Annotated in this window: 15 protein-coding genes; 6 read left to right on the plus strand and 9 right to left on the minus strand. The window is 72.4% G+C overall.

What is annotated here, in order from left to right; genetic code table 11:
• A partial coding sequence (locus ACFWA7_RS30360; RefSeq protein ID WP_385826276.1) for a glycosyltransferase family 2 protein occupies window positions 1-1,683 on the minus strand: 1,683 nt, incomplete at its 3' end.
• 333 nt (window positions 1,684-2,016) lie between these two features.
• Between ACFWA7_RS30360 and ACFWA7_RS30365 the strand changes: the two genes are divergently transcribed.
• The 3 genes from ACFWA7_RS30365 to rfbC all read left to right on the plus strand — a co-directional run bounded on the left by ACFWA7_RS30365 (window position 2,017) and on the right by rfbC (window position 6,302).
• Window positions 2,017-3,258 carry a CDP-glycerol glycerophosphotransferase family protein gene (locus tag ACFWA7_RS30365; protein WP_385826278.1) on the plus strand — a complete coding sequence of 414 codons (1,242 nt, stop codon included), beginning with the start codon at window positions 2,017-2,019 and terminating at the stop codon, window positions 3,256-3,258.
• 75 nt (window positions 3,259-3,333) lie between these two features.
• Complete coding sequence (locus tag ACFWA7_RS30370) at window positions 3,334-5,703, plus strand: glycosyltransferase family 2 protein (protein ID WP_385826281.1); 2,370 nt, start codon at window positions 3,334-3,336, stop codon at window positions 5,701-5,703.
• Complete coding sequence (gene rfbC / locus ACFWA7_RS30375) at window positions 5,691-6,302, plus strand: dTDP-4-dehydrorhamnose 3,5-epimerase (RefSeq protein ID WP_385826283.1); 612 nt, start codon at window positions 5,691-5,693, stop codon at window positions 6,300-6,302. Before ACFWA7_RS30370 ends, rfbC begins: the two co-directional genes overlap by 13 nt.
• A gap of 119 nt (window positions 6,303-6,421) precedes the next feature.
• Here the strand turns inward: rfbC and rfbD are convergent, their stop codons facing one another.
• The 3 genes from rfbD to ACFWA7_RS30390 are packed head-to-tail and all read right to left on the minus strand — an operon-like array spanning window position 6,422 to window position 9,380.
• Entirely contained in the window at window positions 6,422-7,336 is a 915-nt protein-coding gene (gene rfbD, locus ACFWA7_RS30380; RefSeq protein ID WP_385826285.1) for a dTDP-4-dehydrorhamnose reductase, read from the minus strand.
• Window positions 7,333-8,316 (minus strand): dTDP-glucose 4,6-dehydratase, encoded by a 984-nt coding sequence (gene rfbB, locus ACFWA7_RS30385; RefSeq protein ID WP_385826287.1) that lies wholly within the window; start codon window positions 8,314-8,316, stop codon window positions 7,333-7,335. The genes rfbD and rfbB overlap by 4 nt, the downstream gene beginning before the upstream one ends.
• Entirely contained in the window at window positions 8,313-9,380 is a 1,068-nt protein-coding gene (locus tag ACFWA7_RS30390; RefSeq protein WP_385538781.1) for a glucose-1-phosphate thymidylyltransferase, read from the minus strand. Before ACFWA7_RS30390 ends, rfbB begins: the two co-directional genes overlap by 4 nt.
• 202 nt (window positions 9,381-9,582) lie before the next feature.
• Between ACFWA7_RS30390 and ACFWA7_RS30395 the strand changes: the two genes are divergently transcribed.
• From ACFWA7_RS30395 to ACFWA7_RS30405, 3 genes are all read left to right on the plus strand, one after another.
• Window positions 9,583-10,821 carry a hypothetical protein gene (locus ACFWA7_RS30395; protein ID WP_385538779.1) on the plus strand — a complete coding sequence of 413 codons (1,239 nt, stop codon included), beginning with the start codon at window positions 9,583-9,585 and terminating at the stop codon, window positions 10,819-10,821.
• 206 nt (window positions 10,822-11,027) lie between these two features.
• Window positions 11,028-12,593 carry a methyltransferase domain-containing protein gene (locus ACFWA7_RS30400; RefSeq protein WP_385826289.1) on the plus strand — a complete coding sequence of 522 codons (1,566 nt, stop codon included), beginning with the start codon at window positions 11,028-11,030 and terminating at the stop codon, window positions 12,591-12,593.
• 22 nt (window positions 12,594-12,615) lie between these two features.
• Window positions 12,616-12,990, plus strand: coding sequence for a hypothetical protein (locus ACFWA7_RS30405; RefSeq protein WP_385538775.1), 375 nt, complete (start codon window positions 12,616-12,618; stop codon window positions 12,988-12,990).
• Here the strand turns inward: ACFWA7_RS30405 and ACFWA7_RS30410 are convergent.
• The 5 genes from ACFWA7_RS30410 to ACFWA7_RS30430 all read right to left on the minus strand — a co-directional run bounded on the left by ACFWA7_RS30410 (window position 12,962) and on the right by ACFWA7_RS30430 (window position 21,428).
• Window positions 12,962-15,193: a CDP-glycerol glycerophosphotransferase family protein gene (locus tag ACFWA7_RS30410; RefSeq protein WP_385826291.1), complete on the minus strand. Its 2,232-nt coding sequence runs from the start codon at window positions 15,191-15,193 to the stop codon at window positions 12,962-12,964. The two genes, ACFWA7_RS30405 and ACFWA7_RS30410, sit on opposite strands and share 29 nt — an antisense overlap.
• Window positions 15,194-15,349: 156 nt before the next feature.
• Entirely contained in the window at window positions 15,350-17,590 is a 2,241-nt protein-coding gene (locus ACFWA7_RS30415) for a CDP-glycerol glycerophosphotransferase family protein (RefSeq protein WP_385826293.1), read from the minus strand.
• Between the two features lie 83 nt (window positions 17,591-17,673).
• Window positions 17,674-18,552: a carbohydrate ABC transporter permease gene (locus ACFWA7_RS30420; RefSeq protein WP_385538770.1), complete on the minus strand. Its 879-nt coding sequence runs from the start codon at window positions 18,550-18,552 to the stop codon at window positions 17,674-17,676.
• A gap of 198 nt (window positions 18,553-18,750) precedes the next feature.
• The gene (locus ACFWA7_RS30425; RefSeq protein ID WP_385538768.1) at window positions 18,751-20,088 is read right to left on the minus strand and encodes a carbohydrate ABC transporter permease; all 1,338 of its coding nucleotides are present in this window, start codon (window positions 20,086-20,088) and stop codon (window positions 18,751-18,753) included.
• Between the two features lie 14 nt (window positions 20,089-20,102).
• Window positions 20,103-21,428: an ABC transporter substrate-binding protein gene (locus tag ACFWA7_RS30430; protein WP_385826296.1), complete on the minus strand. Its 1,326-nt coding sequence runs from the start codon at window positions 21,426-21,428 to the stop codon at window positions 20,103-20,105.
• Window positions 21,429-22,013 lie beyond the last annotated feature (585 nt).

Raw genomic sequence — 22,013 nt, forward strand, 5'->3', positions numbered from 1 at the left:
CGTGCCCCCCCCCCCGCCCACGTCCCCACCTGCGCCCACGTCCCCACCTGCGCCCGCGCCCCCGCCCGCGAGCCGGTGCGCCTCGGCCCCGTGAGTTTCGTTCTGGGGTGCCTCGACCACCCGGTGGGCCTCCACCCGCGCCCCGTACCGCCGCACCGACAGCACCAGCCGGCCCTGCCGGTACGCGGCCACCAGCCGCTTCCCGTCGGCCACTTCGTACACCCTGGGCTGGTCCTCGGAGCGGCCCAGGGGGCGGATGGCGGCCCGTCGGATCGTGCCGCCACCGGCCCCGGTTCCGGCGAGCACCACGCCCACCGTCCACTCGCCGTAGCCGAGACGGGCCGGGTCGAGTGTGGTCTCGAAGCCCGAGCGGTCGTAGTCGTGGAGCTCCTGGGCGGCGTTGTCAGTGGCGAGTGGCAGGCTGATGGTGCGGGTCGGGAAGCGGCGCAGCCGGCGGGTGCCGTGCTCCTGGGCCAGCGCGAGCACCAGCCTGCCCGGACCGGCGTTGCGTACGTACGCGAAGCCGGTCAGGCGCAGGGTTCCGTCCGGCTGCCGCTCCACCGCCGACAGCCGGGCCACCACCGGCAGTTCACCGCGTCGCACCCGGGCGGCGCGGCCCGTCAGCGCTCCGACGCCCGGGTACGAGACGCGGCCGCCCCGCACCGAGTACGTACCCACCCCGTTGGCCTGCTCGAAGGCCAGCACCTCGACCAGCTCCGCGAGCCGGTCCTCCCGCACCAGCTGCCACTTGACCCGCAGGTCGGGCGGCAGATCCCGGGTGACGTCCGTGCCCGCGCGCTCCAGGAACGCCCGGGCGCCGGTCATGAAGGCCGCCCGGTAGGCGGGCCCGCCCATCGGCAGGCCCTCCAGGAAGTAGACGAAGTCGTCCCGCAGACAGGAGGTGTCGTAGTGCCGCCGCTGATCCGGCCTGGCCCCGGCCAGGAACCCGCTGACGTCCTCGCACGCGGCGATCCGGTCCCGTACGCCCCGGGCGTCGGTGCGCAGACGGGTGATCGAGCCCTCGCGCACCCGCCAGTAGTAGACGTGCTCGTGGAGGACGTCCACGGAGTCGGCGAGATAGTGCGCCGGGATCACCACCGGGGTGTCCTCGTACAGCCGGCCCACCGGATAGGTGAATCCGTGGCGGTCCCAGAACGAGCGGCGGAAGACCTTGTTCCAGGCGACGCGGTCGGTACGGAGGTGGGGGTCGCGGGTGATGTGGGTGCCGATCCGGTCGGCGGTGAGCCAGCGGTACTGCCAGGCCTGGCGCCGCCCGCCCGGGTCCAGGCGCCACACGTTGCCGGAGGCGAAATCGGAGCCGGAGGCGTCGAGGGAGGCGGTGAGCCGGTCGTAGGCGTGGGGCGTCAGGACATCGTCGCTGTCGGCGAAGGCGAGGTACTCGGTGCCGGGGGCGGTGTGGGCGACGCCCGTGTTGCGGGCGGCGCTGAGCCCGGCGTTGGGCTGCCGTACGTAACGGAAGCGGGCGTCCCGGCGGGTGAACTCCCTTGCGATGCGGGGGCTGTCGTCGGTCGAGCCGTCGTCGACGAGGACCACGTCGAGGGCCGTCATGGTCTGCGCGGCCAGCGAGGTGAGGCACTCCTCCAGATAGGGGGCGACGTTGTGGACGGGGACGACCACGCTCAGCCTCGGCGCGGGCGGTGGTGGTGCCTGGGGCTTTGGCACCTGCGGTACCGGCACTTCCGGGGGAACGGGCTGCGGTGGGTTCACGCCCGGTCAACCCGGGTGTCCTGTACTGGTTACCGATCATGCCCCGATCGGGTGATGGTGCGTGCTGGGGGTGGTGGCCGGTGGTTATGCTCGGCCGCCATGCCGGGTGCGGGTGCGGGGCGGGGCGGGGTGCAGGGGGGCCCGGGGACGGGGTGCCGCTGCGCCCAATCGTGCCGCCCCGGCGGCGCGTCGGCCCACAGCGGCGGCGGGGGAGAGGACACGCTGGGCTCCGGCGGCAGGGGGAGCGGCGCGTCGGCCCACAGCGGCGGCGGGAAGGGGCGTGGAGGCATGGTCCGGGAGTTGGCCGTGCGCGGTAAGAAGTCTGCCCGCGCCCGCATCCTCCGGCTCCTCTACCGTGTCGATCTGCACCGGCCCCTCGATCCGGACCTCGTCGTCCACGGGGCGTACTGGAACCGGGGCGTTGCCTGTAATCCCGCCGCCATCCACGCCAAGGCGCTGGAGCTCGTGCCTCGGCTGCGGCATGTGTGGGTGGTGGGCGGGCGGCACGTCGGGCGGGTACCGGACGGGGTGGAGCATGTCGTCGCGGGGTCGCGGGCGTACTGGCGGGTCATGGCGACGGCCACGTACCTCGTCAACAACTCCAGCTTTCCCGGTGGGTTCAGCAAGCGGGACGGGCAGGTCTATCTCCAGACCCATCACGGGACCCCGCTCAAGTCCATGGGGCTCGACCAGCGCCGCTATCCCGCCTCCGCCCGTGGCATGGACTTCGGGAAGATCCTCGCGCACGTCGGCCAGTGGGACTTCAGCCTCGCCGCCAACCCCCACGCGGCCGAGGTCTGGGAACGGGTCTACCCCGCAGCGTACGAGCATCTGCATCTCGGCCAGCCGCGCAATGACCGGTATTTCACCTCGACTCCGGACGACGTAGCCGCCATTCGCGCCTCGCTCGGCATCGCGCCAGGGAGTCGCGTGCTCCTCTACGCCCCGACCCACCGGGACGAAGGGGCCGGCCACTTTTCGCCCCCGCTCGACCTGGAGAGGTTCCTGCGGGAGACCGGTGACGAGTACGTCCTGCTGGTGCGGGCGCACTACTTCCACGGGACCTCGGCGAGGCTCGCCAAGACCCGTCCCCGGGTCGTGGACGTCACCGGGCACCCCCGCGTCGAGGACCTCTGCCTCGCCTCGGACGCGCTGATCACCGACTATTCGTCGCTGCTCTTCGACTACGCCTGCCTCGACCGCCCGATCGTCGTGCACGCCCCGGACTGGGAGGCCTACCGGACAACCCGGGGTACGTACTTCGACCTGCTCTCGGGGCGCCCCGGCGACACCCCGGGCGCGGTCTCCACCTGCGACGACGAGCTGATCGGGCTTTTCCGGGACGGCGGCGGCTGGGACTCGGACGCGAGCGCCCGGCTGCGCGAGGCGTTCCGGGCGCGCTTCTGCCCGTACGACGACGGACACGCGGCGGAACGGGTCGTGCGCCGCCTCTTCCTCGACGAGCGGTCGCCCCGAAACGGATCCGGTCCCGGACCCGGGCCCGTCACCCGGATGGACGGGCTGAGGTGACCGCCCCCGCGTTCGGGGGTTGAGCACGCGTGGGGCGGGATCCGCCCCCGTCCGCCGGCAGGAAGGTGCTCCCGTATGACGCCCCGCCTCAGCGTCGTCGTCCCCGTCCACAACGTCGAGGAGCATCTGGGAGCGTGTCTGGAGTCGTTGGCCCGGCAGAGCCTCCAGGATCTCGACGTGGTGCTCGTGGACGACGGCTCGACGGACGGCAGCGCCGACGTCGCCCGTGAATTCGCCGCGCGGGACGACCGGTTCAGGGTGGTCGGCAGGGAGAACGGCGGCCTCGGCGCGGCCCGCAACACGGGCGTCGCGCACACCGCGCCCGGGACCGCGTACCTCGCCTTCGTCGACGGCGACGACGTACTGCCGTCGCGCGCCTTCGAGTTGATGACCGGCGCACTCGACAAGTCCGGCTCCGACTTCGCCTCCGGCAACGTCCTGCGGCTGACCGGCGGCGGGCGGCTCAAGCAGCATCCGCTCTTCACCAAGCCGATGCGCTCCACCCGCCCCGCCACCCACGTCACCAAGGACTGGTCGCTGCTCCTGGACCGGATCGCCTGCAACAAGGTGTTCCGCCGCGCGTTCTGGGACGCGCATGCCTTCGCCTTCCCCGAGGGGGTGCTGTACGAGGACATCCCGGTCGTCCTGCCCGCCCACTTCGCCGCCCGCTCCGTCGACGTCATCGAGGACGCCGTCTACTACTGGCGCTTCAGGGACAGCTCGATCACCAACAGGCGCGCGGTCGTGCGCGGGGTGGTGGACCGTACGGCGGCGGTGCTCGGCGTGAGCCGGGGGCTCGCGGGGGCGCCCGAGCACAAGAAACGTTACGACGAGTCGGTGCTGTGCGAGGACCTCTGGTACTTCATGCAGGTCCTGCCGGAGGGCGACGCGGCCTATCGGGAGGCGTTCCTGGAGCACACGGGGGAGTTCACCGCTCAGGTGGACCCCGAGGTGCTCGCCGGGCTGCCGCTGCACCACCGGGTGAAGTGGCACCTGGCCCGCGAGCGGCGCCTGGAGGAGCTGCTCGGCCTGCTGGAGTTCGAGCGCCGCAGCCCCCGTACGCACCGGGTGCGCGGTCTGCGCCGCCGCACCGCCGAGTATCCGCCGCTCACCGCGCCCCTCCCGCGCGAGGTCCGCGCCCTCGCCCCCGGCGACCTGCCGCTGGAGGCCCGGCTCACCGGCGCCGAGTGGTGCGACGGCACGCTGCGGCTCACCGGGTACGGCTACATCCGCAACCTTCCGGCCCGGGCGCGGCGGCACACGCTGAAGGCGGCCTGGCTGCGCACGCCCGACCGGCGTGCCCTGCCGCTGTGGCTGAAGAGGGTCAAGGACCCGGCGATCACCACTCGTTCGGGGCAGGAGCTGCACGGTTACGACTGGGCGGGCTTCGAGATCGCCGTCGACCCGGCCCGGCTGCTCACCGAGGCCGCCACCACCACCTGGAAGCTGGTGCTCGGGGTGCTCGGCCACAGCGGCGGCCTCGGCGGCGTGCCCGGCCACGGTGTGGCGCGCCGGGGCGGCGTCGGGGACGGGGGCGCGCAGCTGGACGTGCACTACCTGGACGAGCACACCAGGATCGTCCCGGTCTTCGCGGGCGGCCGCCTCCAGCTGAACGCCGAGCGCGTCCAGACCTGGCTGACCGGCCACGACAGCCACGGCGGCGTGCTCACGCTCACCGGCGGGACCCGCACCCGCGCGAGCGTGCTGCGGCTCGGCCACTGGCACTCGGACGCGGCGATCCAGGTCCCCCTGGCCCGCGACGGCGAGCGGTTCACCGCCGAGGTGCCGCTCGACGAGCTCGCCGCCGTACGCGGCCGGGGCCCGGTCAGGGCGCCGCACGGCGAGTCCCGGCCCGGTGACGCGTACAGCGTCCAGCTGGTCAGGCCGGACGGCAGACGGCTCCCCGTCGCCGCGCCCCCCGGTCTGCCGCTCGGCCGCCACGCCGTCCCCGGGGGCCGCGAGCTGGCCTTCACCGTGAGCGCCTGGGGCAACGCCGTCCTCACCGACCAGCTGCCCCACGCGTACACCGAGAGCGTGACCTGGACCGACAACTCGCTCGTTCTTCAGGGTCTTTACGGAGGAGGCGGCCCGGCCGTCCCGCTCCAGCTGCGCCGCACCGGGGCCGAGGAGGAAGAGGTCGAGCTGCCGGTCCGGTGCGCGGACGGCCGCTTCCGCGTCGAGTCGGCGTACGAGGCGCTGACGCTGATCGGGGAGGGGGAGTGGCAGCTGTCCCTGGGCGAGGCCCCGGTGCGGGTCCCGGCCGCCGCCCATCCCGCCCTCCCCGCCTCCCGCACGATCGCCGGACGGGACTTCCGGGTCCGGCGCCACGGCCACGACCAGCTGGCGCTGACCGTTTCCGAAGCCACCGCTGCCCACGGCACTGCTTCCAAGGCCACCGTCTCCGGGCCCACCGTCTCCAAGGGGGCCCCGCCGTGCGGGAGCTGAGCATCGAAGGCGCCTGGGTCGTCGAGCCGCAGGTGTTCCTGGACAGCCGGGGCAGCTTCCACGAGTGGTTCAAGGACGACCGGTTCGCGACCGCCACCGGCCACGGCCTCGGCCTCGCGCAGGCCAACTGCTCGGTCTCCGCGCGCGGCACCCTGCGCGGCGTCCACTTCGCGGACGTGCCGCCAGGGCAGGCGAAGTACGTCAAGTGCGTACGCGGGTCGGTCCTGGACGTGGTGGTGGACCTGCGGACCGGATCGCCCACCTTCAAGCGCTGGGAGCAGGTCCTGCTCGACGACCGCGACCACCGGGCCGTCCACATCGCCGAGGGTCTCGGGCACGCGTTCATGGCGCTCACCGAGGACGCGACGGTCGTCTACCTCTGCTCCGAGGGGTACGCGCCCGCCCACGAGCACGGCATCCACCCGCTCGACCCGGACCTGGCCATCGAGTGGCCGACGCACCTCACCCCGCTGCTCTCCCTCAAGGACGCCGCCGCCCCGCTCCTCGCGGAGGCCGAGGACCGGGGCATGCTGCCGTCGCACGAGGCGTGTGCGGCCTGGTACGCGCGGCAGCGGGCGCTGGTTCCGGCTCAGCCGTGACGTTACGTCCCGCTGGCTGCGCGGTCGTTCGGCTGCGGGCCGTCGCCGGCTGGTCGCTCCCCCAAGTTCTCGGCTTCGCTCGAACAGGGGGGACCCCCATCGCGGCGGAGCCGCATATGTCACGGCCCCGCGCCCCTTCGGGGGCGCTGGGCCGCACCTCCGCGCTCCGCCGCGACCAGCCCCGGCAGTGCCTCCGCCAGCGCCTCCCGCCACTCCCTCATCGGCTCAAGCCCCGCCTCGCGCCAGCGCTCGTGCCCGAGGACGCTGTACGCGGGGCGCGGCGCGGGCCGGACATGGGCCGCGCTCGTCGTGGGCCGCACCCGCGTCGGGTCCGCGCCCAGCAGCCGGAACGTTTCCTGAGCCAGCTCGCACCAGGTGCCGTGCCCCGCGCTGGTGCCGTGCCAGTACCCGGCGGGCGCCGCCCCGGCGAGCGCCGCCTCGCCGAGCCGGACGAGGCGGTCGGCCAGGTCGGCGGTCCAGGTGGGCTGGCCGCGCTGGTCGTCCACGACGTCCAGGTGCTCGCGCGCCCGTTCCAGGCGGATCATGGTCCGTACGAAGTTGGCGCCGCCCGCCCCGTACAGCCAGGCGGTCCGCACCACATGGCCGCTCTGCGGCAGCAGCGCGCGCACCGCCCGCTCGCCCGCCAGCTTGGTCCGGCCGTACGCGGTGCGCGGGCCGGGCGGGGCGCTTTCCGGGTACGGGGCGGTGGCGTCGCCCGCGAAGACGTAGTCGGTGGAGACGTGCAGCAGCACCGACCCGGCGCGGGCGCAGGCGCGCGCCAGATGGGACGCGCCCTCGCCGTTGATCCGCAGCGCCTCGTCCTCCCGGGTCTCGGCGTCGTCGACGGCAGTCCAGGCGGCGCAGTTGACGACGACGTCCGGGCGGGCCCCGGCCACCGTCGCCGCCACCGCCTCCGCGTCCGTCAGATCGAGCGCCGAGCGGTCGAGCGCGCGGGTGTCACGGCCCGCGAGCCTCGCCACCACGTCCCGGCCGAGCATCCCGGCCGCCCCCGTGACCAGCCAACTCCCGCTCACAGAGCGGCTTTGCGGCGCAGCGGCTCCCACCAGTCCCGGTGTTCGCGGTACCAGTCGACGGTCTCCGCGAGGCCCTCGGTGAAGTCCTTGCGGGGCGCGTAGCCGAGCTCGGCGCGGATCTTGGCGCAGTCGACCGAGTAGCGCCGGTCGTGGCCCTTGCGGTCCTCGACGTGGACCACCTTGTCCCAGTCCGCCCCGCACGCCGTGAGCAGCAGCCCGGTCAGCTCCTTGTTGGTGAGCTCGGTGCCGCCGCCGACGTTGTAGACCTCACCGGGGCGCCCGCCGGTGCGGACCAGCTCGATCGCCTGTACATGGTCGTCGATGTGCAGCCAGTCGCGGACGTTGAGCCCGTCCCCGTACAGCGGCACCGTGCCGCCGTCCAGGAGCCGGGTGATGAACAGCGGGATCAGCTTCTCGGGGAACTGGTGGTGCCCGTAGTTGTTGGAGCAGCGCGTCACCCGCACGTCCAGGCCGTGGGTGTGGTGGTAGGAGAGCGCCATCAGGTCGGCGGAGGCCTTGGAGGCCGCGTACGGGGAGCTGGGCCGCAGCGGGTGCTCCTCCGGCCAGGAGCCCGAGTCGATCGACCCGTACACCTCGTCCGTGGAGATGTGGACGAACGGGCCGAGCCGGTGGCGCAGCGCCGCGTCGAGCAGGGTCTGGGTGCCGAGGACATTGGTCGTCACGAACTCGGCGGCGCCCAGGATCGAGCGGTCGACGTGCGACTCGGCGGCGAAGTGCACCACCTGGTCGTTCTCGCCCATCAGCTTGTCGACGAGCCGGGTGTCGCAGATGTCGCCCTGGACGAAGGCGAATCCGGGGTGGGCGCGCACCTCGTCGAGGCCGGCCGGGCAGCCCGCGTAGGTGAGCTTGTCGAGGACGGTCACCGCGACGTCGCCGGGGCCCGTGGGGCCGAGCAGCGTACGGACGTAGTGCGAGCCGATGAACCCGGCGCCGCCGGTGACGAGGATGCGGTGGGTCATGCGGAGATCTGTACCTTGCTGTGGTCACCGAGGACGAGCCGGTGGGCGGCCGGGGTGGGCGGGGCGGGGGTGATCTCGACGTCACGGCCGATCAGCGACGCCTCGATGCGGCCGACGCCGTGCAGCGACGAGCCGCTCAGCACGATCGAGTACTCGATCTCGCTGTCGGTCACCCGGCAGTTCTCCGCGATCGAGGTGGACGGGCCGATGTAGGAGTTCTCCACGACCGTGCGCGGCCCGATGATCGCCGGGCCCACGATCCGCGAGCCGCGCACGGTGGCGCCCTGCCCGATCCGCACCCGCCCGATGATCTCCGTGGCGTCGTCGACCGAGCCCTCGTGCGCCGGGGTGAGCAGTTCCAGGACCGAGCGGTTGACCTCCAGCATGTCCTCGACGTTGCCGGTGTCCTTCCAGTAGCCGGAGATCACCGTCGAACTGACCTTCAGCCGTCGGTCGATCAGCCACTGCAGGGCGTGTGTGATCTCCAGCTCGCCGCGCGCCGAGGGGGTGATGGCGCGGACGGCCTCGTGCACGGCCGGGGTGAAGAGGTAGACGCCGACCAGGGCCAGATCGCTCTTGGGGTGCGACGGCTTCTCCTCCAGGCGCGCGACCCGCCCGTCCGTGTCCAGCTCCGCGACGCCGAACGCGCGCGGGTCGGGCACCTTGGTCAGCAGGATCTGGGCGTCCGGGCGGGCGGCCCGGAACTCGTCGACCAGATCGGTGATCCCGCCGACGACGAAGTTGTCGCCCAGATACATCACGAAGTCGTCCTCGCCGAGGAACTCGCGGGCGATCAGCACCGCGTGGGCGAGGCCCAGCGGCGCCTGCTGCGGGATGTAGGTGACGGTCAAGCCGAACCGCGAGCCGTCGCCGACGGCCGCCCGGATCTCCTCGGCCGTGTCCCCGACGATGATGCCGACGTCCGTGATCCCGGCGGCCGCGATCGACTCCAGGCCGTAGAACAGCACCGGCTTGTTGGCCACCGGCACCAGCTGTTTCGCCGAGGTGTGGGTGATCGGCCGCAGCCGGGTGCCGGCGCCGCCGGAGAGGACGAGTGCTTTCACTGGGGACCACCGGAGTCTGGGAGGCGAAGGGACAGGTAGTGAACGAGAGCTGAAGCCGGGGATTACGCGTGGTGGTGAACCATACGGGTGATTTCCGGGCGGGTGCTTTTGGCCAGGATCCGCAGGCGAACCACGGCCCCGGGGTGAAAGTGCGTTGATCGCTCCGGTGAATTCGGGCCGGTGGTTGATACGTTCGACCGCCATGAGCGAGCAGACATTCGGGACGAATCGGTACGTACGGCATGGCCGGCTCATCGTCGGGTCCGTGGCCGCCGTCGGATTCCTCGCGAAAATGGTGTTCGCCGCCCGTACCCGGGGGCCCGCCGACGTCTTTTTCTTCTGGGCCTTCGCCCAGCACATCGAGAAGGTCGGCCCGGTACGGATCTATGCGCATCCGATGCCGAGGCTGCCGGTCTACAACCATCCCCCGCTGGCCGGCTGGATACTGCTCGGACTCGACCGTATCGCCCGCCTCGGCATCGAGTTCGGCACGCTGATCCGCACCCCCGCCTGCCTCGCGGACTTCGCGGCCGCGCTGCTCGTGTTCGAGATCGTACGGCGGCGCCGCTCGCTGAGGACGGCCGTCGCCTGCGGAATCGGGGTGACGCTCTCGCCCGTACTGATTCCGGCGTCCGGCTACCACGGCAACACCGACTCGGTCGCCGTCACGCTGGCGCTCGCCGCCGCCTGGCTGCTCGCGGACCGGCGGGCGCCGGTGGCCGCCGGAGTGGTCGCGGCGCTGTCCATCAGCGTCAAGTTCGTGCCGGTGGTGGCGCTGCCCGTGCTCGCGGTGGCGGCCTGGCGGGGCGGGCGGCGGGAGTTCGTACGCTTCTCGGCGGCCCTGGGCGCGGTGCTGCTCGTGGTGTGGGGGCCGGTGCTCGCGACCGTGCCGGGGGCGCTGCGGGCCAACGTCCTGGAGTACAAGGGCGGCAACTTCCGGCTGTGGGGCATCGTCAAGTTCGCCGAGTGGCTGGGCTTCTCCAACGAGTCGATCGCCGTGCTGCGCGGGCCCGGCCACTTCGTCGTGGTCCTGGTCTGTGTGGCGGCGGGCGTCTGGCCCGCCTGGCGCCGCCCGGACCGCGCACCGCTGGCCGTCGCGATCACGCTGAGCGTGCTGCTGCTGCTCAGCACCGCCTCCGGGGTCCAGTACCTGGCCTGGCCGGTCGCGGCGCTCTTCGCGATCGGGCTGTGGGAGGGCCTCGCGTACAGCGTGCTCGCCGGAGTCCTCGCCTCCTGGGTCTACACGATCCAGAAGCCCACCCGCTGGACCTACGACCAGCAGGTCCTGGGCGCGGTTGCCTGGGCGGCGCTGCTGGTGGGGGTGGTGTCGGGGTACGCGGCGGTGTTCCGGTCGCGCGAACGGGGCCCGGCTGCCCCCGCCCCGGACACGGCCACCACGGTTCCGGTTCCGGCTCCAAGCGCGCCTCTGGAAGTGCGGTGATTCGCCTGCGGGCCGTATGTGGCTGGTCGCGCAGTTCCCCGCGCCCTTGGATGCCGCTGCGCGGCAATCTCCGGGGCGGCCCGAAGGGGCGCATTCAGGGGCGCGGGGAACTGCGCGCCCAGCTCCCACCGGCCCGCAGACAAGCACGCGCCCCTTATGGGGCACCGTCGCCACGCCCCCAACCCACGTCAACCCTGGAGACGCCCGTGCAGCCGCCCGCCGCCCGCACCCCCGAGGCTGTCGACCGCTCAGGTCAGAGCCCCCGCATCGGCATCCTCGTCGTCGCCTACAACGCCGAGACCACGCTGGAGAAGACCCTCGACCGCATCCCGGCCGACTTCCGCTCCCGTATCGACGAGATCCTCATTCTCGACGACGCCAGCCACGACGGCACCTTCACCGCCGGATGCCGCTGGTCCCAGGCCGAGGGAATGCCCCGTACCGTCGTCATGCGGCACACCAAGAACCTCGGATACGGCGGAAACCAGAAGGCCGGGTACGCGCTGGCGGCCGAGCGCGGGCTCGACATCGTCGTCCTGCTGCACGGCGACGGGCAGTACGCCCCCGAACTCCTCCCCGACATGGTCGCGCCCATCGAGAACGGTGAGGCCGACGCCGTGTTCGGCTCGCGCATGATGGACCGGGGCGGCGCCCTGCGCGGCGGGATGCCGCTCTACAAATGGCTGGGGAACCGTGTCCTCACCCGCCTGGAGAACTCGCTGCTCGGCTCCCGGCTCACCGAATTCCACTCCGGCTACCGCGCCTACAGCGTCGCCGCCCTGCGCCGGCTCCCCATCGAGCGCAATACGGACGCCTTCGACTTCGACACCCAGATCATCGTCCAGCTCATCGACGCGGGAATGCGCATCCGGGAAATCCCCGTCCCCACCTATTACGGCGACGAGATCTGTTACGTCAACGGGCTCAAGTACGCCAAGGACGTCGTGAAGGACGTCCTCGAATACCGGCTCGCGGCCAAGGGATTCGGCACCTGCCCGTGGATTCCCAAACCCGACGGATACGCCTTCAAGGAGGGCGACGGCTCCTCCCACGCCGTCATCCTGGACCGTATGCGCACCCTGCCGCCGGGCCGCGTCCTGGACCTCGGCTGCTCCGGCGGACTGTTCGCCGAGCGCCTGGAGGCGCTGGGTCACGAGGTGACCGGCGTCGACTGCGTCGAGGTGGCGGGCGTGCGTGAGAGGTGTACGCGGTTCTTCCTCGCGGACCTGGAGGAGGGGCTGCCCGAGGAGATCGGGCGGGGGTACGACTACGTGGTCGCCGGGGACGTCATCGAGCACCTCTCCCGGCCCGACCGCGTCCTCGCCGAGATCGCCCGGGCCCTGCGCCCGGGCGGCCATGTGCTGCTGTCCGTACCGAACTTCAGCCACTGGTACGCCCGGCTGCGCGTCGTCCTGGGCGTGTTCGGGTACGACCGGCGCGGCATCCTCGACGAGACGCACCTGCGCTTCTTCACCCGCGCCAGCCTGCGCCGCACGGTCCAGGGCGCGGGGTACGACATCCTCGCCACGACCTCGACCGGGGCGCCCTTCTGGGCGCTGCTCGGCGGGAAGGGCCTGCTGGGGCGCGCGGTGGCGGGGGCGCTCGGGGGGCTTTCCCGGCTGCTCGTGCGGCTGCGGCCGACCCTCTTCGGCTATCAGCACATCGCCCTGCTCACGCCGCACGCGGCGGAGACGATCATCGCCGGGGAGCACGTCGATGTACAGGACATCCTCAACCGCCAGTACACCCCCGCCGACCCTGTGGGCGTGTGAGATCCCGGTCAGGAGAAGGACGTTGAACCTGCACAGCCTCGCCCTGCTGCTCTTCGCGGTGTTCACCTCGGCGGGCGGCCAGATCATGCTCAAGCACGGCATGCGCACCGCCGCGGTCGCCGTGGAGCACGGCGGCGGCTCGATCGCGCTGCGGGCCGCCACCAGCCCGTGGATCGTGGTGGGCCTGGTCGTCTTCGCCGTCTCGGCCGTCGCCTGGATGTCGACGCTGGCCCGGGTGCCGCTGTCCATCGCGTACCCCTTCAACGCCCTGGGGTACCTGCTGATCGTGCTCGCCAGCTCCACCGTGCTGCACGAGCGGACGTCCGGGTGGACGTGGGCGGGCTCGCTGCTCGTGGTCGTCGGGCTCTTCACGGTGATGGCCGGCCAGCAGCGGTGACCCGGCGGGCGCCCGTCTGGCCCGGCAGCGGCGGGACCGCGCGCCGGGAGGGCTCCACCGGCGGCAGCGCGTCGGCGGGTTCGCCCAGGAACACCGTGCGCACCACGCGCTCGGCGGCGCGCCCGTCGTCGTACGCACAGAACCGCTCCCGGAAGGCGGCCCGCAGGACGGCGCTGGCACCGCTGTCCCAACCGCCCTCCCGGAAGCAGGAGATGAGCTCGTCCGTGCTGGTGGTGACCGCGCCCGGGGTGTCTCCCGGGCGCCCCGAGAGGAGGTCGAAGCAGACGCCGCGGACCGTGCGGTACACCTCCCAGTCGGGGGCGTGGACGACGATCGGGCGGTCCAGGTTGGCGTAGTCGAACATCACCGAGGAGTAGTCGGTGACCAGCGCGTCCGCCGCCAGGCACAGCTCCTCGACCCGGGGGTGTGCCGAGACGTCGAGCAGCCCGGGGTGCTCCGGCAGCCCGGCCGAGGCGTGGAAGTAGTGGGCGCGCACCAGCAGCAGGGTGCCGGGGCCCAGCGCGTCGGCGACGCGGACCAGGTCCAGGGCGCCGGAGAAGCCGCGCTCGTACTCGCGGTGGGTCGGCGCGTACAGGATCGCGCGGCGGTCCGGCGCGATGCCGAGCGAGCGGCGGACGGCGGCGACGGACTCGGCGGTCGCCGTCGCGTACACGTCGTTGCGCGGATAGCCCGACTCCAGGTGCCGCACCGCGCTCGGGTAGGCGCGCGACCAGGTCTCGGTGGAGTGCGGGTTGGCGGACAGCGACCAGTCCCAGCGGTCGACGCGGCCCAGGAACCGGCGGAAGCTGAAGCCCTTGGCGGCGGCCGGGTACGCGAGCTGGTCCAGTCCCATGCGCTTGAGCGGGGTGCCGTGGTGGGTCTGGAGGTGGCGCTGCCCCGGGCGCTTGACCAGGTGGTCGGGGAAGTTGACGTTGTTGACGAAGTAGGTGGCGCGGGCCATGAGCCGCCAGTACGCGAGGGTGTGCGGCAGCACGAAGGCGTGCCCTTCCGCCGCCTCCGCCCTGGCGACCACCCACACGCCCTTGATGTGCGGGGCCAGTTCGGCGGCCTTGCGGTGGACGGCCGCCGGGTTGCAGCTCACGCCCCGGTTCCAGTACGAGGCGTACACCGCGAGCCCGGGGTCGAGCGGAAGGAGCCGCTGGAGGCGGTAGTAGTGCCGGAACAGCGCGCGGAGAGCGGACTTGCGCAGGGCGCGCACGCGCGAGCGCAGCCTGCGGCGGGCCGCCAGGGCCCGGTCGAGCGCGGCCAGCGTCCGGGGGCGGCCCTCGGTGAGCAGCCGCCCGCGCACCCCGGACCGTCCGCCGCCCGCCCGGTGGCCGGCGGGCCGGTGGGTCCGGCTGAAGACGGCCACCGCCCGGACGTACGCCCGCCGCTGCCCGCGCGCGCCCGCGTAGGTCTTCAGCAACTCCCGTACGGCCAGCGCGTACAGCGGCTCGCGCAGGGGCGCGGCCCCGGGCCGGCCGGCGACGTCAGCGAGCAGGGCGTCGTACGCGGCGACGGCCTCCCGGCGGTCCGGCTCGGCCCGGCGCGCCCCCGGGAGCGGGCGCTGCTGGCGGTGGTCCACGCACGGCGTGGCGAGGGCCGCCACCGACCCGGCCGCGATGAGCGAGCCGAGCGCCCACATCGCCTCGGCCCGCTCGCCCGGGCCGAACCGCGGGCCCCCGTCGCGCCAGAACTCCCGCCGCACCGCCCGGTTCCAGCTGACCGGAGCCACCCCGAGCAGGCCCGGCCGCCCGGCGGCGCTGGTCACCGCGTCCCCGGCCGCGCGCAGCACGTCGAGGGAGCGGGCCGGCTCGGCCGTACCGAGGAACGGCGTCCGCAGATGCCCGAAGAGCAGCACGTCCGGGTCCCCGGCCGCCCTCAGGCGCGCGTCGATCGCGTCGAGCGCCCCCGGCAGCTGGACCAGCCCCGGCTCCAGGAAGAGCAGATACTCCCCGCGGGCCTGCCCGGCCCCGGTGTCACGCCGCTCGCCCGCGCTCACGGGGGCGGCCAGATGGACCGCCCGTACGCGCGGGTCGGCGGCGGCCAGCTCGTCGAGCAGCCGCCCGGACCCGTCCACCGACCCGTCGTCGACCCCGATGACCTCCATGTCCGTGAACGACTGCCGCAGCACGGACTCCAGACACTCCCGCAGCAGCCCGAGAACCTCATGGACGGGCACGACGACGGTGAAACGGGGCAACGGGAGACCTCTTTCGGGGGCCGGAGGCCCATAAGGGGCGCGGGGAACTGCGCGACCAGCCAGAGGCGGCCCGCGGTCGAATCACCGCGCGTACGGGCGGGGTGCGGAGTCGCCCGGGCACAGTGGCGGCGGGAGGGGGCCAAGGGACCCGGGGGCCTAGACCAGTCCCGCCAGCTCCCGCTGGACCGCGGTCGTCGGCAGCGCCGCCGACGGCGCCGGGCGGCGGTCCTCGACCGGTACGAACGGGGGCAGCCCGCCGCTCTGGCCGAGGAAGACCCGGCGCACCACCCGCTCCGCCGCGTGCCCGTCGTCGTACGGACAGAACCGGGCCCGGAACGCGGCCCTGAGCTGGGCCGAGCGGGAGCCGCGCCAGTGGCCGGTGGTGAAGATGTCGATCAGCTCGTCCTCGGTGCGGGCGACCGCGCCCGGCGGGAAGGCCCGCAGGTCGAAGTAGGTGCCGCGGGCCGCCTCGTAGGCCTCCCAGTCGTCGGCGTGGATGACGATCGGGCGGTCCAGGTTGGCGTAGTCGAACATCAGCGACGAATAGTCGGTGATGAGCGCGTCGGCGGCCAGGCACAGCTGCTCGACCGACGGGTGGCCGCTGACGTCGATGATCCGGGGGTGCGCGTCCTGGTCCGCCAGCGGCGCCCCGTATGTGAAGTGGGCGCGGGTGAGCAGGACGACCTCCGGGCCGAGCGTGCGGGCCACGCGCTCCAGGTCGAGCGGGCGGTGCTGGCCGCGCCGGTAGTCGCGGTGGGTCGGGGCGTACAGGACGGCGGTGGCGTCGGCGGGGACGCCCAGGCCGTCGCGGAGCCGCGCCACGTCCGCGGCGCTCGCCCCGTGGAAGACGTCGTTGCGGGGATAGCCGTATTCGAGCGTGGTGTAGCCCGAGGGGTAGGTGCGCTCCCAGGTGAGGGTGGAGTGCAGGTTGGCGGAGAGGCTGTAGTCCCACTTGTCGCTGCGGGCGAGCAGATGGGCGAAGTCGGTGTCGCGGGCGGCGGCCGGGCGGTCCATCAGGTCCAGGCCCATGGTCTTGAGCGGGGTGCCGTGATGGGTCTGGAGCAGCACCTGGCCGTCCCGCTTGACCAGTCGGCCGTCGAACTCCACATTGCTGACCAGGTACGTGGCGCGGGCGAGCGCCGTCCAGTACGCGAAGGTGTCCGGCGCCACCTTGCGGGTGGCGGGCGGCACGGTGTGCAGCTGCGCGGGCGCGGCGACCCAGACGGTCCGCACCCGGGGCACCAGCTCCCGCACCTTCGCCTCGATCGCGGCGGGGTTGCAGGCGTACCCCCGGTTCCCGTACGCGCTGAAGACCGCCTCGTCCCGCACCGGCAGACGCAGCTGGACCCGGTAGTGCAGGTGCAGTGCTCCGGAGCGCAGAGCGCGGCCGAGCGCGCGCAGCGGCCGGCCCGCGCGGGCGCGCAGCGCGCTGAGCGCCCCCAGGCCCAGATAGGTGCGGTGGGCGCCGAGCCGGACCAGACCGTGCCGCACCCGGACGCGGAAGGTGCGCGGGCCGCCGCCGGGGGAGTGGTGGCGGCGGTACTGGGCGCGGGCGCGGCGGAAGAACTCGGCCCGGCTGCCGCGCGGCAGCCGCACCCGGGTGGTGAATACGGTCAGGAAGTGGTCGGCCATCTTCCGGAAGATCAGCGGCCGCAGCGGGGCCAGTTCGGGGCGCGTGTCGATGAACGCGAACACCCGGTCGTACTGGTCGAAGAGGTCGAAGTGGCGGCGGCTGGTGGTGGAGAGGATGCTGCCCTGGCGGCGCTGGCGGTAGTGGACGCAGACCCGGTCGAGCGTGGTGAGCGAATCGGCGGCCATCAGCGCCGGATACGTCCAGGGCGCGTCCTCGTAGAAGCCGGGCGTGAAGCTGAAGCCCTGCTCCTCGATGAACTCGCGGCGGTACGCCTTGTTCCACACCACGCTGAGCAGCTTGAGCAGCCCCGGCCGGTCCGCGAGCCGGAAGGTGGCGGGCCCGGTCTCGGCGAGCTGGGCGGCCGACTTGTTGCGGACCCGTTCGCCCGACCAGAACGTGCGCGCGTAGTCGTACAGCAGGACGTCCGGGTCGCCGGTCTCCTTGAGCCGGTCCGCGACGGCCTGGAGGGCGCCCGGGGTGAGGGTGTCGTCGCCGTCGAGGAAGACGATGTAGTCGCCGGTGGCGTGGGCGAGTCCGGCGTTGCGGGCGGGGCCGAGGCCGGTGTTGGTGTCCAGGTGCACGGCGGTGACACGGCGGTCGCGGGCGGCGTGTTCGTCGATGATCGCGCCGCACGCGTCCGGTGAGCAGTCGTCCACCGCGATCAGTTCCAGGTCGTCGTACGACTGGCTGAGCACCGAGCCCAGGCAGTCGTGGAGATAGGCCTGGACCTTGTACACGGGGACGATCACGCTGAACCGGGGCATGGCCCGTAGAACGGCGCAGGGCGCGAGCGGGTTACGCCGGTGGCGGCAGACGGGGTAAAGCCACGGCGCCCTTTTGACGTGCGCTACTTGACGGCGCCCGCCATCACCCCCGACACGAACTGGCGCTGGAAGGCGAAGAAGACGGCCAGCGGGATGACCATGGAGACGAAGGCGCCGGGCGCCAGGACGTCGATGTTGTTGCCGAACTGCCGTACCTGCTGCTGGAGGGCGACCGTGATCGGCGGGTGCTTGGAGTCCGCGAAGATCAGCGCGACCAGCATGTCGTTCCAGACCCAGAGGAACTGGAAGATGCCGAGCGAGGCGATCGCCGGGCCGCCGAGCGGCAGCACGACCCGCGTGAACAGGCGTATCTCGCCCGCCCCGTCGAGCCGCGCGGCCTCAAGGAGCTCCCGGGGGATCTCCGCGAAGAAGTTCCTCAGCAGGAAGATCGCGAAGGGCAGGCCGAAGGCGACGTGGAAGGTGATGACGCCGACGGTCGTCTCGAAGATCCCGATCTCGCCGAAGAGCTTGGCGACCGGTACGAGGGCGACCTGGACGGGGACGACGAGCAGGCTCACCACGACCATGAACCACCAGTCGCGGCCGGGGAAGTCCATCCAGGCGAAGGCGTATCCGGCGAACGAGCCGATGACGACGACCAGGACGGTCGCGGGCACGGTGATCACGACGGTGGAGAGGAGCGAGTCGGTGATCGTGCTGTTGTCCAGCAGGTTGGAGTAGTTGTGGAAGGTGAGCTGGGACGGCTCGCTGAAGATCTTCCACCAGCCGGTGGAGGCGATGTCGGAGGGGCTGCGCAGCGAGGAGAGCAGCAGCCCGACGGTCGGCATCAGCCAGAACAGCCCGACGAGGATGAGGAAGACGCGCAGCGCGCCGCCGCCGGCCCGGGCGGCGATCCGGGCGGGCAGGGACTGTTTGGCCTTGACGATTCCTACGGCTGTCATCGCCGGGCCTCCCGTCGCATCCGCCGGATGTCGCTGTGCCGTCTCGGGGGGCGCCCCCCGGACGCCTGGCCGGGGGCGGTGGTGGCGCAGGTCGTCGTCATCGCCGGGCCTCCCGTCGCATCCTGCGGATGTTGCTGTGCTGTCCCGGGGGGCGACCCCCGGACTCCCGGCAGGGGGCGGTGGTGGCGCAGGTCGTCGTCATCGCCGGGCCTCCCGTCGCATCCTGCGGATGTTGAAGAGCATCACCGGTACGACCAGGACCAGCAGCAGGACCGCGATCGCGCTGCCGACGCCGAGGTCCGCGTCCGTGCCGAACGAGGAGCGGTAGAGCTGGAGCGCCAGCACATTGGCGTCGTCCTGGCTGGAGCCGGGCGCGATGATGAAGATCAGGTCGAAGATCTTCAGCACGTTGATCATCAGCGTGACGAGGACGACGGCGAGGACGGGCGCGAGCAGCGGCACGGTCACCCGCCGGAAGACCTGCCACTCGTTGGCGCCGTCCACCCGCGCCGCTTCCAGGAGTTCGCGCGGCAGCCCCGCGAGCCCCGCCGCGATGAGCACCATCGCGAACCCGGCCCACATCCAGATGTACGAGCCGATGATGGCGGGGGTGACGAGGGTGGGGCCGAGCCAGTTGACGCCGTTGTAGGGCTCACGGAAGTTGCTGCGGGGAAGCCGCAGTTGGGCCCCGTCGGCCTTGGCGGGCAGGGTGAACGTACCGTCCGCACGCGCGGTGGCGGTGGCGACGACCTGGCCGTCCCGGACGGCTTCGATCTTGATGCCCTTGAGCCCGAGCTCCTTGGAGTCGATGGTGTTGGGGGTGCCGCCGCCCCCTTTGGTGAAGTCGAGCCAGGCGGTACCGGTGATCTCGCCGGGGCCGGTGGCCGCGGCCTTCGCCGCCTTCGCGGACGACGGCATCTTGTCGGCGGCGACCCCGACGAGCGGAAGCAGCGCGGGCTGCCCGGCGCGGACCGTCTCCTTGGTCACGAAGGAGCCGCTGCCGCCCGGCTTGAGCGGGGCGGCGGGCAGCGGATGGGCCCGGGGGAACCCCGCCGACTCGGCGAACGTGTCGTGCACCCCCACCCAGACGGCGTTGGCGACCCCCCGGTCCGGGTCCTGCTCGTACACCAGCCGGAAGATGATCCCCGCGGCGAGCATAGAGATCACCATCGGCATGAAGACGATCAGCTTGAACGCCGTCCCCCAGCGCACCCGTTCGGTCAGTACGGCGAAGATCAGCCCGAGCGCGGTGGCGATGGTCGGGGCGCAGACCACCCAGATCGCGTTGTTCTCGACGGCGGTCAGGATGGTGTCGTCGGTGAAGAGCGTCTTGTAGTTGTCGACCCCGGCGAAGCCGTCGCCCGACTGGTCGAAGAACGAGCGGTAGACGGAGTACCCGATCGGATAGACCACGAGCGCGCCGAGCAGGACGAGCGCGGGCAGCAGGAACCCGGCGGCGAGGTAGGCGCGGGTCCCGGTCACGCTCTTGCGGGTACGGGGGACGGGGGGCGAAGGGGGTGCCGGGGCGGCGGTCATGGCGGGCGGCCCGGTCAGTTCTTGTACGCCGCGGCCGCGTCGGCCTCCAGCTTGGCCTGGGCGCCGGCCACGTCCTTCGGGTTCTTCAGGAAGTCCTGAAGGTCCTTCCACTCGCCCTTCCCCGGCGTCCCGCCGAAGGACTGCGGCGCCTGGTCGGACATGTCGAACCGCACGTCGTCCCCGGCCGCGATCAGGGCCTTGGCGATGTCACGCTGTACGTCATTGGGGTACGCGGCGAGGTCGGTCGCCTTGTTCGGCGAGAGGTATCCGCCCGAGGCGGCCCACACCTTGGCGGCGTCCGGGGAGGCCAGCCAGGTCAGCAGGGCCTGGGCGCCCTTGGTGTCCTTGAGCGCGACGGCGGCGTCCCCGCCGGTGACGACGGGCGCCTTGGCACCCACGGCCGGGAAGGGGAAGACCTTCGCATCCGTCCCGATCTTGGCGTCGGTCTGCCCGATGTTGACGCTGACGAAGTCCCCCTCGAAGACCATCCCGGCCTTGGGCTGGTCGCCGCCGGTGAAGGTCTGGGTGACGGAGGCGGGGAACTCGGTCTGCAGGGCGCCGGTCGCGCCACCGGCGATGAGGGCGGGCTTGCCGAAGAGCTGGCCGAGGGTGGTCAGGGCCTCCTTGACGGACGGGTCGGTCCACTTGATCCGGTGCTTGGCCAGCTGGTCGTACTTCTCGGGCCCCGCCTGGGAGAGGTAGATGTTCTCGAACCAGTCGGTGAGGGTCCAGCCGTCGGCGCCGCCGACGGAGACGGGGGTGACGCCGGAGGCGGAGACGGTGTCGGCGGTGGCGAGGAAGTCCTTCCAGGTCTTGGGAACCTGGGCACCGGCGGCGTCGAAGACCTTGGTGTTGTACCAGACAAGGGACTTGTTGGCGGCCTTGAAGTACACGGCGTACTGGGTGCCGTCGACCGCGCCCAGGTCCTGCCAGACCTTGGAGTAGTTCTTGGCGAGCTGCGCCTTGGCCTCCGGCCCGACGGGCTTGACCCACTTCTTCTGCACGGCCTGCTGGATGGCCCCGACCTGCGGCAGCATGGCCACGTCGGGCGGACTGCCACCGGCGATCTTGGTCCCGAGGAAGTTGACGATGGGGTCCTGGGCGGGAACGAAGGTGACGGTGGCGCCGGTCCGGCTCTCGAACTCCTTCAACACCTTGACGAAGTTGGCCTGCTCGGGCCCGGTCCACACGGCGGCGACCTCGATCTTCTGCCCGTCGAGACGGGGGAGGGCGAGGGTGGCCGGGCTGCCGGACTTGCTCTTGTCCGGCTTAGTGCCGTCGTCCTTCTTGTCGTCCCCGCAAGCGGTGACGGTGAGCGCGAGCGCCCCGATGATGGCCATACCGACCAGCTTCCGACCTGTACGCATGCCTGTACGCATGGCTTGCCGCCTCCCACCGCCGAGGTCGTCCCGTCCGGACAGTCCTACGCCGGGTGCGGGGGGCCCGCAATAGCGCCATCGACATCAACTGGGTGATCGTGATGCGGTCGTGACGTGAAGTCGGCGGGTCGGTGGCGGAAGGGTTTGCGAGCGTTGGGGTGGGGCAGAAGAGGTCGTCCGCGGGCTCGGTGGGGCTGGTGGCGCAGTTCCCCGCGTCCCTTTTCGGCCCGGTGTTCGTGTGCGGGCTGTGGGTGGCTGGTCGCGCAGTTCCCCGCGCCCCTGAAAGCCTGGTCGGTGGTCGGTGGTCGGTGGTCGGGTGCGGGGCGGTTGTGGTTGCCCGCGCAGTTTCCCGCGCCCCTGAAGGCAGCAAGGGGAGTCGGCCACTTTTTCAGCCCCTCCGGCGTTTGAGGAGCGGGGTCCGGGGCGGAGCCCCGAAAGCGGGGTGCAGGGGCCGCAGGCCCCGCAACGGAGGTCCGGGGGCGCGGCCCCCGGGGAACCCACCTCAACCCCAACCCACCCCCGGAGGGTTTGGGTGAAGGGGCGGGG

The sequence above is a fragment of the Streptomyces sp. NPDC059994 genome (assembly GCF_042737755.1).
In the GTDB taxonomy this organism is placed as follows: domain Bacteria; phylum Actinomycetota; class Actinomycetes; order Streptomycetales; family Streptomycetaceae; genus Streptomyces.